Origin of the sequence: Luteolibacter arcticus (assembly GCF_025950235.1) — a bacterium.
Lineage (GTDB): Bacteria > Verrucomicrobiota > Verrucomicrobiia > Verrucomicrobiales > Akkermansiaceae > Haloferula > Haloferula arctica.
Genome location: NZ_JAPDDT010000001.1, coordinates 840172 through 852858, shown reverse-complemented (window position 1 = coordinate 852858; position 12687 = coordinate 840172). Strand labels below are relative to the sequence as shown.

Annotated in this window: 11 protein-coding genes; 6 read left to right on the top strand and 5 right to left on the bottom strand. The window is 63.5% G+C overall.

Translation table 11 applies throughout. The annotated features are described in order from the left end of the window. Window positions 1–77: 77 nt before the first annotated feature. The 6 genes from OKA05_RS03525 to OKA05_RS03500 all read left to right on the top strand — a co-directional run bounded on the left by OKA05_RS03525 (window position 78) and on the right by OKA05_RS03500 (window position 8417). Window positions 78–1913: a GreA/GreB family elongation factor gene (locus OKA05_RS03525; RefSeq protein ID WP_264485716.1), complete on the top strand. Its 1836-nt coding sequence runs from the start codon at window positions 78–80 to the stop codon at window positions 1911–1913. 100 nt (window positions 1914–2013) lie between these two features. Beyond that, the gene (eno, locus tag OKA05_RS03520; protein WP_264485715.1) at window positions 2014–3309 is read left to right on the top strand and encodes a phosphopyruvate hydratase; all 1296 of its coding nucleotides are present in this window, start codon (window positions 2014–2016) and stop codon (window positions 3307–3309) included. Window positions 3310–3488: 179 nt separating this feature from the next. Further along, entirely contained in the window at window positions 3489–4037 is a 549-nt protein-coding gene (rsmD, locus tag OKA05_RS03515; protein WP_264485714.1) for a 16S rRNA (guanine(966)-N(2))-methyltransferase RsmD, read from the top strand. Window positions 4038–4149: 112 nt separating this feature from the next. Beyond that, window positions 4150–5427, top strand: coding sequence for a 3-deoxy-D-manno-octulosonic acid transferase (locus OKA05_RS03510; RefSeq protein WP_264485713.1), 1278 nt, complete (start codon window positions 4150–4152; stop codon window positions 5425–5427). A 270-nt stretch (window positions 5428–5697) separates the two neighbouring features. After that, entirely contained in the window at window positions 5698–7230 is a 1533-nt protein-coding gene (gene zwf, locus OKA05_RS03505; protein WP_264485712.1) for a glucose-6-phosphate dehydrogenase, read from the top strand. Between the two features lie 101 nt (window positions 7231–7331). Then, window positions 7332–8417 (top strand): glucose-6-phosphate dehydrogenase assembly protein OpcA, encoded by a 1086-nt coding sequence (locus tag OKA05_RS03500; protein ID WP_264485711.1) that lies wholly within the window; start codon window positions 7332–7334, stop codon window positions 8415–8417. A gap of 111 nt (window positions 8418–8528) precedes the next feature. Here OKA05_RS03500 and OKA05_RS03495 read toward each other — a convergent pair whose 3' ends face one another. The 5 genes from OKA05_RS03495 to OKA05_RS03470 are packed head-to-tail and all read right to left on the bottom strand — an operon-like array spanning window position 8529 to window position 12647. Beyond that, the gene (locus OKA05_RS03495; protein WP_264485710.1) at window positions 8529–9248 is read right to left on the bottom strand and encodes an RNA polymerase sigma factor; all 720 of its coding nucleotides are present in this window, start codon (window positions 9246–9248) and stop codon (window positions 8529–8531) included. A 51-nt stretch (window positions 9249–9299) separates the two neighbouring features. After that, entirely contained in the window at window positions 9300–9908 is a 609-nt protein-coding gene (locus OKA05_RS03490) for a LutC/YkgG family protein (protein ID WP_264485709.1), read from the bottom strand. After that, a complete protein-coding gene (locus OKA05_RS03485; protein ID WP_264485708.1) occupies window positions 9905–11323 on the bottom strand; it encodes a lactate utilization protein B in 1419 nt (472 codons plus the stop codon). Before OKA05_RS03485 ends, OKA05_RS03490 begins: the two co-directional genes overlap by 4 nt. Continuing rightward, window positions 11320–11895 (bottom strand): sugar O-acetyltransferase, encoded by a 576-nt coding sequence (locus tag OKA05_RS29270; protein ID WP_319800635.1) that lies wholly within the window; start codon window positions 11893–11895, stop codon window positions 11320–11322. The genes OKA05_RS03485 and OKA05_RS29270 overlap by 4 nt, the downstream gene beginning before the upstream one ends. Beyond that, window positions 11892–12647, bottom strand: a complete 756-nt coding sequence (locus tag OKA05_RS03470) for a (Fe-S)-binding protein (RefSeq protein WP_264485707.1) — start codon at window positions 12645–12647, stop codon at window positions 11892–11894. The genes OKA05_RS29270 and OKA05_RS03470 overlap by 4 nt, the downstream gene beginning before the upstream one ends. Window positions 12648–12687: the final 40 nt, after the last annotated feature.

The following is a 12687-nucleotide window of genomic DNA, read 5'->3' as shown; positions in this document are numbered from 1 at the left end:
CCGGTAAAGCAGTTCCTGCGGATTTGGTCCGCAAGAAGCCTTGCACAATCGGGTGGGGGTTCGCATTTTGCCCCGGCATGCATCCCGATTTGGCGAAACTGCTCGAGGCCGGAAGAATCAACCAAGCCGTTGCAACCCGTCTCGACCAGCTTGCCCCCGGACGATTCTGCCTTCACAAGGCATGGGGGGCTGGAAAAGTGATCGAGTGGGACCTTCCCGGAAAGAAGGTCACGATCGACTTCGAGCAAAGCAGCGGCCAGGTCATGGACCTCCAGTTCGCCATCCAGCGGACGGAGACGCTCGATGACGGGGACTTCCGGGCAAAGAAGGTCGAGCAGCTCGAAGAGCTCCGCGCTCTCTCAAAATCCGATCCGGTCGAACTCGTTGTCCACCTGCTCGCCAGCCATGGCGGCACCATGACCGTCGACGCACTGGAGAAGGAACTCTCCGGCGCGGTCATTGCGGCCGACGATTTCCGCAAGTGGTGGGAGTCCGCGAAGCGATCCCTGCGCGAAAGCAAGCGGGTCGTCGTCCCGTCCCGCCGCACCGATCCACTTTCGCTCCGGTCCGGCGATATGAGCCCGGCGGAGGCGCTCGTGTCCGACTTCGAGCAGGCCCGCGACCTGAAGACGATGGCCAAGGCGCTCGAAGCGATCACCGGCGATCTGGCCCTTTTCAAGGCCGACACGGCCGCCCTGCAGCGCCTGCTTGCCGGGATCAACGAGACCGCCGCGAAGAACGTCCGGATCTCGCTCGGGCCCGCCTTGGAACTGCTGTCCGCCCGCGACGAGATGGTCCGCGCCTTCGATGACATGGATCTGCCGGCCGAGTCGCTCCGCCTTTCCGACCTCCTCGCCTCCGAGGAAAACCGGCTCGCCGACGCCCTCAATGGCCTTGCTTCTGCCCGGCAGCGCGCGATTTACGAGGAATTCCCGGCCGCCTTTGGCGATCGCTGGGTCGATGTGCTGACCTTCATCTTCGACAAGGTGGGCACCCGCGGCGTCGCGGAAATCGCCAAACTGCTGGAGGAGCGCGGCGAAATGAAGCGCCTCTCCACTCACTTGGTCTCGGCGCTGGCCCGCCGCTCGCTCGGCACCGATGCCCTGATCTGGGTCTGCCGCGAGCGCGACTCGACCGCCTCCGGCGTTTTCAGCGGCGAAGTCGGCGCGTGTATCCTCAACCTGCTCGAAACCGACCACCTCAGCGACGGCCCGCGCAAGACGACCCGTCTGCAATCGCTGCTCTCCGACGACAAGGAACTGCTCGGCGACATCGTCGGTTCGATGGATGTCAACGAAGCGCGCAATTTCGGCCGCCGCCTGATGGAGTGCCCCGTTTTCAACGACCTCGACCGCAAGAGCCTAATGGCGCGCGTGATCAAGGCCCGCCCGGAGACTGGCGAACTCGTTGCCGGTCGCGGTGGGAAGAAGGAAGAGGAGCTGTTGGTTTCTTGGGCCAGCCTTGAAAAGAAAAAGGCCGAGCTGGACGACATCATCAACGTCCGCATCCCGCAGAACCGGAAGGACATCACCATCGCCCGCGAATACGGCGACCTGCGCGAGAACTTCGAATACAAGTCCTCCAAGGACCAACAGAAGTACCTCAACAACCGCAAGGCCGAGCTCCAGCGCGACATCTCCCGCGCCCGTGGCACCGACTTCAAGGGGGTGGACCCCTCGATGGTCAACGTGGGCACCATCGTCAATCTCGCGACTGCAGAAGGGAAGCAGATGACTTACACCGTGCTTGGCGCGTGGGACTCGGATCCCGAAAAGGCCGAGCTTTCCTACCTCTCCGAGCTTGGCGCCGCCCTGCTCAACAAGAAAATCGGCGATACCGTGGAAGTCCGCGACGAGAACGCGCCGGTCACGCACTCCTACATCATCCAGTCGATCGTCGCGGTGAATCCGTGAAGAGGTGAGAGTGGAAAGTTGATGGTTGAGAGCAGCAGCCGACAGCCATTCGTCTCCAATCTCTCAACTCTCAACGATCGACCCTCAACTCCCTACTACCATGGAACATACCACCATCGTTGAAATCCGCGGCCGCGAGGTCATCGACTCCCGCGGCAATCCAACCGTCGAAGCCGACGTCATCCTCGAATGCGGCGTCGTCGGCCGCGCCGCCGTGCCCAGCGGTGCCTCGACCGGCGAACACGAAGCCTGCGAACTCCGCGACGGCGACAAATCCCGCTACCTCGGCAAGGGCGTGCTCAATGCCGTCGAGAACCTCAATGGCAAGCTGGCTCCCGCGCTCTGCGGCATGCTTTCCACCGACCAAGCCTCGATCGACGCCGCCATGCTCGCGATCGACGGCACCAAGAACAAGTCGTCCATTGGCGCCAATGCCATCCTCGCCGTCTCGATGGCCGTGGCCAAGGCCGCTGCCCAAGCGACCGGCCTGCCGCTCTACAAGTACCTCGGCGGCCCGAACGCGAAGGTCCTGCCCGTGCCGATGATGAACATCATCAACGGCGGCGCGCACTCCGACGCCCCGATCGACTTCCAGGAATTCATGATCATGCCGATCGGCGCGCCGACCTTCCGCGAAGGACTGCGCTACGGGGCGGAAATCTTCCACTCGCTGAAGAAGGTGCTGCACGACCGCGGCCTTTCCACCGCCGTCGGTGACGAAGGTGGCTTCGCCCCGAACCTTGCTTCGGCTGACGACGCACTCAGCGTCATCGCCCAAGCCGTGGAAAAAGCCGGCTACAAGCTCGGCGAGGACATCGCTATCGCGCTCGACGTCGCCGCTTCCGAGTTCTGGGATGCCAAGCAGAACGCCTACGTCTTCAAGAAGTCCGACAAGTCGGTGAAGAGCGCCGAGGAGATCGTCGCCTACTACGCCGGCCTGCAGGCCAAGTACCCGATCATCTCGATCGAAGACGGCTGCGCAGAGAACGACTGGGCTGGCTGGAAGATCCTCACCGACAAGCTTGGTGCGACCACTCAGCTCGTCGGCGACGACCTCTTCGTCACCAACGTCGAGTTCCTCTCGAAGGGCATCGCCACCGGTACCGCCAACTCGATCCTCGTGAAGGTGAACCAGATCGGCACGCTGACTGAGACCTTCGACGCCGTGGAAATGGCCAAGGAAAACGGCTACACCGCCGTGCTTTCGCACCGCTCGGGCGAGACCGAGGACAACACCATCGCCGACATCGCCGTCGCAACCAACTGCGGCCAGATCAAGACCGGCTCGATGAGCCGCTCCGACCGTATCGCGAAGTACAACCAGCTCCTCCGCATCGAGGAAGAGTTGGGCAATGACGCCATCTACGGCGTCGGCAAGATCAAGGTCCTGCGCTAAGGTGGTCCGCACACTCCGTGTGCGGTCGAACCTAGCTAGCATTCCTCTTCTCAAGGCGGCCCGCATTACCTGCGGGCCGCCTTTTTGTCTTCATCATCCTCGTCTTTCCGGCTGCCGCACACGGAGTGTGCGGACCACTTTGGGTTGCCGCCACGCCCCCCACTTGGCATGAAGCGTCTGTGCGCATCATCGCTGGAAAAGCAGGACGGCTCGCCATCAAGGTTCCAAAGGCCGTGGCGAGGCCGACGACCGACTTCGTGCGGCAGGCGGTCTTTTCGATCCTGGGCCCGCGGGTCGAGGATGCGGTGGTGTTGGATCTGTTTGCCGGCTCCGGCGCGATCGGCCTTGAAGCTCTCAGTCGCGGGGCGGCATCGTGCGTCTTCGTCGATGAGCATCGTCAGGCGGAAATGGTGATCCGCGAGAACCTCGCCAAAGCCAGGCTGGAGGGCGGGCGGGTGGTCCGCGCCGATGTGCATGCCTGGGTTTCGCGCGACATCGGCCGCTATGATTTGATTTTCGCCGATCCGCCCTATGCAAAGACGTCTCTTGATCGCGATCACCTGAAGGAGCTGCTGGCGAAGCCCGGGCTTTTGGAAAGGCTCGCTGAGGGCGGGTTGATGGTGGCCGAGTGCTCGACCTCGACCAAGAGTCCGGAAGGGCCGGGGTGGGTGTTGAGTGAGCGCCGAGAGTATGGGAGTAGCGCGATCCTGCTCTACGCTGCGGCGTAGGGACTGGGAGCGGGGGATTTTTCCCGCCCGAGGGACCATTCAGGCGGAAGGAATTCCGCGGTTCCAGTATCGGGATTGCCGGTTTCAGCCCTTACCCCTAGCCTCCGCGCCGATGTTGTTCCCGCTGGTTCTGGCGCTCTACCGCCTGCTGTTGCCCCTTTATCTGTTGGTGGCGCTGCCGGGGTGGTTAGTGCGGATGGGACAGCGCGGTGGCTTCGGCAGCGGCTTGCGCGAGCGCTTCTCGATTTACCGGCCGCCGTTGGAAGACGAGCCGTGCGGCCAGGTCCACCTGCACTCGGTGAGCGTGGGAGAAACGATGATCGCGGTGAAGCTGATCCGTGCGTGGCAGGCTCGGGAGCCGGGCAAGCGGTTCGTGCTCGCGGTCGGCACCGCCACCGGCCACGCGGTTGCGGTGGAAGCGGCATTGCCGGGAGTGCGAGTGACCTACGCCCCCGTCGATTTTCGCCTCTGCGTGAAGCGCTACCTCGACCGCTTCGAGCCCATCCAGATCGTGCTGGTAGAGGGGGAAATGTGGCCGCACCTGATGCTGGCGTGTCAGAAGCGCGGCATCCCGGTGCGGTTGGTGAATGCCCGCATGTCGCCCCGCTCCGAGCGCCGCTACCGCAAGCTCGCGCCGGCGGTGCGGCCGGTCTTCGGCCTGCTCGATCTCGTTGCTGCACAGGAGCCGGCTGACCGGGATCGCTGGCAGGCGCTGGGCGTAGCAGCTGATAGGGTTCACGTCACCGGAAGTTCGAAATTCGATCCCGGAGCGGCGGTGAAACCGGCACAGCGTCCTGAATTTGCTGCCATGCTCGACGCATTCGGCCGAGACCGTTCCGTCGTGCTGGCGGCCAGCACCCACGCTGGCGAGGAGGCTTGGCTCGGCAAGGTCGTCCGGGAAGCCGGCGCGCTTTTCGCCGTGGTGCCCCGCCATGCCGAACGCCGGGCCGAGGTGAGCGCGGATTTGGAGAAAGAGGGCCTTGAGGTCGTCCTGAGGTCCGCCTTCCAGTCGCCGCGGAATCCGGCCCGAGCCTGCCTGGTCATCGACAGCACCGGCGAACTCCGTGATTGGACCGCCCACGCGACGGTGGTGGTGATCGGCAAGAGCATCCTCGGGATCGGCGGCCAGAATCCCGCCGAGGCCATCCTTGCGCGGCGTCCCGTAATGTTCGGCCCACACATGGAGAACTTCGAGCCGCTGGTCTCGTCGCTCGTCGCCACCGGTGGGGCAATCCGTTTTCGCGATGCCGCCGAACTGAAATCGGCGCTCGACCGACTGCTTGACGATCCTGCGCTTCGTGCCACCACCTGTGATGCCGCGTCGGAGGTTCTCCATGGCCACGACGGGGCTACCGGACGCATCCTGGATCTTCTGCAAAGGCCGCTCTGACTTCCGGGGGACCGGAAGCCCGCTCCGGTGATTCCCTACAAATCTGGCGGGTGGCGGGACCGGCTGCGAAGTCCCGACGACCCCGAAGCGGCCGAAATCCGCATGGGGCGGCGTTTCACTGCCCTTCCTGCCATTTTCCTTTCGCCGATTTTGCCTGTTTCGTTGTCCAGACTGCCTTTCCACTCGCCGGCTTGATCGACCCGTTGACGAGAATTCATACCCATTTCTCTTTCCCGGCGGCTCACTTTCAGCGACACCGCGGTCCTGCCCATGACGAATCCGTTTCGCGAAGACCTCGTCTCCCGCTCGCGCCCCGAGCCCTGCACCGTCGTGATCTTCGGTGCCACCGGAGACCTCACCCATCGCAAGCTGGTGCCGGCGATCTACAACCTCGTGATCGACGGCGAACTGCCGCCTGGCGTGAAGATCCTCGGCTTCGCCCGTCGCGAGAAGAGCGATGAGGAATTCCGCAAGGGGCTCGAAGAGCTGAACCGCAAGGTTTCCCGCTCCGGACACGACGATGCGATCTGGGCGAAGTTTCAGGAAAGCATCCATTACCACGAGAGCGAGTTCACCGATGCCGATGGCTACAAGCGCCTCGCCGAGCGGCTCGATGCGATCGACCGCGATCGCGGCGGGAAGGGGAATCGGCTGTTCTATGTGGCCTCCGCCCCGGAATTCTTCGACGACATCCTGACCCAGCTCAAGGGTGCCGGACTCAACAAGGCAAAGGACGGCTGCTGGTCACGAGTCATCGTCGAAAAGCCCTTCGGCACCGACCTCGCGACTGCCCAGCACCTCAACCAAGTGGTGAACCGGACCTTCCACGAAAAGGACACCTACCGGATCGACCACTATCTCGGGAAGGAGACCGCGCAGAACATCATGGTGCTGCGCTTCGCCAACGCGATCTTCGAGCCCCTTTGGAACAGCCGCTATATTTCCCACGTCCAGGTCACTTGCGCCGAGAACCTCGGTATGGAAGGCGGCCGCGGCGGTTACTACGACAAGTCCGGCGCGCTGCGCGATATGGTGCAGAATCATCTGCTCCAGCTCCTGAGCCTAATCACGATGGAGCCGCCGACGGACCTCAGTGCCGATGGCGTGCGCGATGAAAAGGTGAAGGTCATCCGCTCGCTGCGACAATGGGACACTCCCGAGAAGGTCGCCCAGAACGTGGTCCGTGCCCAATATACTGCCGGCCATGTCGACGGGCAGCCCCGTCCTGGATACCGCGAGGAAGATCGTGTGGATCCGGAGAGCATGACCGAGAGCTACGTCGCCGTACGCCTGATGATCGATACCTGGCGCTGGAGCGGCGTGCCGTTCTACATTCGCATGGGCAAGCAATTGCCGAAGAAGGCGACCGAGATCTCGATCCACTTCAAGGATGCACCCTGTGTGCTCTTTAATGCGCTGCCCGGTGGCGTTCCCGGCGCGAACGTGCTCGTCCTTCGCATCCAGCCTGACGAGGGCATCTCGCTGCGCATGGTTTCCAAGATCCCTGGCACCAGCCTGCGCCTGGAGCCGGTGAAGATGGACTTCCACTACGCCACCAGCTTCGGCAAGGGCAGCCCGGAAGCCTATGAGCGCCTGCTGCTCGATGCGATGGCCGGCGATGCCACGCTCTTCGCCCGCCGCGACGAGGTGGAAGAGGCATGGCGCTTCATCGATCACATCGAGCACGCCTGGCACCAGAGCTCAACCCCGCCGCCGATGGCCGAATACGTCGCCGGAAGCTGGGGTCCGAAGGAAGCCGATGAACTGCTCCAGCAGGATGGTCACACGTGGCGGAGACTGTGAATTGGTTGAGAGTGGATGGTTGAGAGTTGAGAGTTAGAATCCGGACTCGCTGCCTTCCACTCACGCTCTCAACGCTCAACCCGAGACTCTCAACTTTCTTCATGACCACCCTTTCCATGCATCCCGAGCTCGGCCGCGAGGTTTCTGTCGGTTCCATCGACAAGGAACTGCGGAAGCTGTGGGAGGAAGACGAGGCGCGCACGAATGCCTCGCTGATGAATTTGGCAGTCTATTCCGAGGCACCCGGTGCCTTGGAGAAGAATTCCGCGGCGATCCGCGAGCTGACTGCCGAGCACTCTTGCCGCGCGATTCTTGTCGGCATCGATCGTAGCGCTCCCGAGGCATCGATCCGCGCGTGGATCACCGCCCATTGCCATCTTTCCCATGGGAGGAAGTCCATCTGCTGTGAGCAGATTGCTTTTGCCCTCACGGGAAAGGCCACTGGCCGGCTTCGCAACACGGTGTTCGCCCACCTCGCGTCCGATCTGCCGCTGATCCTGTGGTGGCAGGGCGAACTCTCGCCGCGCTTTGAAGACCGCCTCTACAGCCTGGTGGATCGCTTCGTCTTCGATAGCTCCGAGTGGGCGGATCCGAAGGAGTCCTTCGCCCGGATTGCCGATGCAATCCAGAACGCGACCCGGGAACTGGTGGTGCAGGATCTTTCGTGGACGCGCTGCTTCCAGTTCCGCGTCTCCGTGGCCGCTCTTTTCGACGACCCGCTGGTGCTCGCAGCACTGCCGGAGATCGACACCGTGGAGATCGTCTATCATCCGGACAACCGCCAGACCGCCCTGCAGATGCTCGCTTGGCTCGCCGTCCAATCCGGCTGGCGCGATGGCTTGGAACTCGACCTCGTCGTGCAGCGCCGCAATGGAAACAAGGAGGGCTTCTCTTTCGAAGGTTCGGGCGGCAAGGCGATCATCGCCACGCTCACGGCGGATGAGGCCTCAGCACCGCTTGGCTTGGTGAAGCTATCGGGCGGTGGCGTGGCTGTTTCGGTTTCACGCGGTGCCGGTGCATCCTACCTGACGCGGCGCATTGAAGCGCCGGGCCATGTCATCGAGGCCCCGGGACCCGTCGATCCGGACACGCCGGCGAGCTTGATCGGCGAGCAGCTTGCCCGCGGCGGGAAGAACACGCTGTTCCAGAAGATCATGCCGAAGTTCCGGCAGTTGTTAGAGCGGTGAGGCGATGTGGAAGCTGGCGGCCGCGAGCCGCATCGTGAGACTCTGTTCCCGGTGCCACAGTGATGCGGCTGATGCCGCCAAAGTGCGACAGTCATAGACAGCCGCTACAAGTCACTCCGCCATGTAGCTCGCCAGCTTCTCGCGAAGCGTGGTCCGCGCGCGGAAGAGCAGGCTCTTCACCGACGACACCGAGGTCTTCAGGACCTTCGCGATGTCCTCGTAGGGCATGGACTCGTAGCTGTAGAGAATCACCGCGGTGCGCTGTGCTTCTGGCAGCGTTGAGATGGCGCGGTCGATCTGCTGGTGCATTTCGAGCTTCATCGCCTCCTCGGGTGGCTCGTGGCGGGTCTCGCCGGCCATCTGGAAGCCGCTTTCCTCCTCGCGTTCGTCGGTCGAAACCTCTTTCCGGCGCGAGCGGCGGCGGGTCTCGTTGAAGACGAGATTGCGGGTGATGGTGAAGAGGTAGGTCGTGAACTTGGCGTCCGGTCGCCAGCGCTTGGCATGCTTCCACACCCGCAGGAATGCGAGCTGGGCAATATCCTCGGCCTCGGTCGGGTCATTGAGCATCCGGGCCACCGTGCCGACGACGGCATTCTGGTGGCGCTCTACCAATTGACGGAAGGCCCGCTCATCGCCTTCCGCGATGCGGTGCATCAGAGCCACGTCCACGTCATCCCCGTCCGCGCTGTCACTGGCTGGCATCGGGCGGGAAACGGGCATGTGGATCGGCGGGAAGGTCAGTGCGGCTTCCATGATCACCGGGTCAAACCGTCCGGCGAGCAGGAAGTTGCGGGTCGGTTCCGCATCCGGAGCCGTTCCGCGGCAGAACACCGCAGACCGGCGGATTTGCCGGTGGGATGACGCGAATTCCCGAAAGACTATTCAGATGAAAAGCGCGACCTGCTCGCCGGGGCCGTGAACCCCTTCAATGAGAATGCCTTCCACGTCCGCGGTCTTCGACGGGCCGGTCGCCCACAGGATGTTCCGGCTCGGGCCGAGCGCGGCCATCGCCTCGGGAATCGTGCGGTGGATCTCGCTTTCTCGCAGCACGCCGATGTGGACCCACGGCGAAAGCGCGGCGAGGCGGTCGGAGGTGTGGGCGTCGTCGAGAATGAGGCTGCCGGACTCGGCGATCGCCCCGGTCGCGCGGGTGATGCCGAACTGGTAGTCCTCGTAACGGCTGCGGTCATATTCCGTCTCCACGGTCAGCCCGGCGGCGGCGAGGGCGTTGCCGACTTCGTCCATCAGCGCGGGATCGCAGTAGCCGCGGGTGTTTCCCTGCTGCTGGAGGAAGGCGGCGAGCTCGGTCACGTCGCGCATGACCTCGCCGCCAACGGTGATGAAGTTGCGGGTGAAGGCCTCGCGTGGTGTGCCTTCGAGCCTGGGCTTCGCGTGCAGCACCGCGGGGTCGTAGTCCGGGTAGTCGGCCTTGTCCTTCACTTCACCAAGGGCGGTGCGGATCTTCGAGAAAATGGTGTCGCGGGAACTCATGACGACTTGGGCTTCGACTGGGACTTGTTAGAACGGTTGTTGAGCCACTTGCGGAAGTCGCCGCCGTGCCACTCGGGCAGGGTGCGTTGGCCGAGCCATTCCTGCAGTGGCTTCACCGGCGCGACCTGGATGGGAAGATGGTTCATCGCCTTGCTCATGGTCATCGCGGTGCGCCACAGGGCGGGGGAGGTGGCAAGCGTCGCAAACGGGCTCATCGGCGGCGCGCCGGGCGAATGGATCTTTTCGCGCTTCGCCTTGTCGCGCAGGCGCAACAGCAAATCAGGGATGGGAATGTCGACCGGGCAGACTTCATTGCAGGCACCGCAGAGCGACGAGGCCTTGGGAAGGTCGGCCAGCTCGGGGAACTCCTTGCCGGCGAGCAGCGGCGACAGCACCGCTCCAACCGGTCCACCATAGGTGGCGCGGTAGGCGTGGCCCGAGGCCTGGCGATAGACCGGGCATACGTTCTGGCACGCGGAGCAGCGGATGCAGCGCAGGATATCGCGGCAGTTGGACTCAAGCACATCGGTGCGGCCGTTGTTGAGGAAGACCACGTGCATTTCCTCCGGGCCGGATGGCTGGCTGTCATCCTTCGGCCCCGAGATGAATTCGGTGTAAACGGTGAGCTGCTGGCCCGTGGCACTGCGGCCTAACAGATTGAGAAACACCGCCAAGTCGCGGTCGGTCGGCACCAGCTTCTCGATGCCCACCAGCGCGATGTGGATCTTCGACGGTGCCATGCCGAAGCGTGAGTTGCCTTCGTTGGTCACCAGTACCAGCCGGCCGCTTTCCGCGGAGATGAAGTTGCCGCCGGTGATCACCGCTTCGGCCTGCATGTACTTCTCACGCAAGAAGACGCGGGCGCGGCGGGTGATGGTTTCGGGATCGTCGTTGTAGTCTGCTGCGATGCCTTCGCGCTGGAAGGTCCGCGCGATTTCGCGGCGGTTCTTGTGAATGATCGGGCGGACGATGTGCGACGGCACGTCATCGTCGAGCTGGATGATGAACTCACCGAGGTCGGACTCCAGGCACTCGACGCCGTGCTCGATGAGATACGGATTGAGGTGGATCTCCTCCGCCGCCATCGACTTCGACTTGGTGAGCTTCGAAATGCCGCGCTCCTTCAGGATGGAAAGGATCGTCGCCTTGGCGTCGTCGCCGGTATCGGCGAAATGAACCTGCACGCCATTGCGCTGCAGCGAGGCCTCCGCTTGCTCGAGGTAGCGGTCGAGGTGGTGAAGCGTGTGGTCCTTGATCTTGCCGGCGAGCTTCCGCAGTTCGTCAGGATTCTCGTAGTCCTTGAAGAGCACCGTGTAGCGCTTGTCGGTGCTGGCCGCGGAGCCGCTGATCACCGAGGTCTGCTTCTCCTCCGAGATCTCCCGGGCGTAGGTGTCGATGAGCTGGTGATCGATCATGGCAGGGTCTTGAGAATACGGCACGGATTGCCTGCGGCAACACTGCGGGAGGGGATAGATTTGGTGACGACGCTGCCGGCACCAATGGTGCAGCCGTCGCCGATGGTCACGCCGGGAAGGATGATCGCGCCGCCACCAATCCAGCATTGATTGCCGATGCTGACAGGTTTGCCGGTGGTCACGTATGGAGAGGCGGAACCGGGTGGACTGGCCCGCTCCTCCGGCAACAGCGGATGTCCCGCGGTGTAGATCTGCACCGCAGGGCCGATCAGAGTGTCGTCGCCGATGGTGATGAAGTTGTTGTCGGCGAAGACACAGTTGACGTTCACGAAGGTGTTCCGGCCGATGGAAATGTAGCGGCCGTATTCGCAGGCGAAGGGTGCTTCGAGCCATGCACCATCGCCGAGATGGCGGAAGAGCTTTCCTAACACCCGCGTCCGTCGGGCAAGGTCGCGCGAGTCCAGCGCGTGGAACTCCTTCAGCAACGCCCGGCTGAGGTGATACTGCTCGATGAGTTCCGGATCGCGCGACGAGTAGGGCTCGCCGGCGAGCATTTTTTGCTCCTCCGTCATCGCAAGGTGTCGCGCAGGACCTGGATCGCGTGCTTGTGTTCGATGGGCCGGCCTTGGACGCGGGCGAGGCCGGTGATGTGCATCAGGCAGGACATATCGCCGCTGACCAGCAGGTCCGGCTGCACGTCGAGGATGTGGTCGAGCTTCAGCGAGCCCATCCGCCCCGAGATGTGGGGAAAGGTCACCGAGAAGGTGCCACCGAAGCCGCAGCATTGCTCGGCTTGGCCGAAGGGGATGACCTCCGCGTTTTGGATCGAGGACAACAGCGCGGTGATCGCCTCGCCGGTATTGGTCCCCCGGCTGTGGCAGGAGCGGTGGAAGGCGAGCCGCGTTGGTTTCTCGAACGCGCCCTTCCATTCGTGGACGCCGAGCCCGTTGACGATGAAGTCGCAGACCTCCCAGGTCCGGCGGGCCAGCGAGTCGATCGACGGATCCGGGCACTCCTCGAACTGGAGCGGATTGCCGTGGAAATTCATCGCCGCACAGGAGCCGCTCGGCACGATCACCGGCAGATCGCCGGAAAAAACGCCAGCGGTGTAGCGAGCCACCTTTCGCGAGGCTGGCCAGTCGCCCGAATTGAAGGCCGGCTGGCCGCAGCAGGTCTGGTTCTCCGGGAAATGCACGGTCACGCCCAGATGCTCCAGCACCTCCACGGTGGCGCGGGCGACGTCGTCGTAAAACGCGTCGCACAGGCAGGTGCCCATGAGCAGGACATTCTTGCCCGCGGGGCGGGCTTGGGTTGCGGCAGCCATCGCCGTCAGAAATAAGACGCCCTGCCCGCAGGTCGAGCGT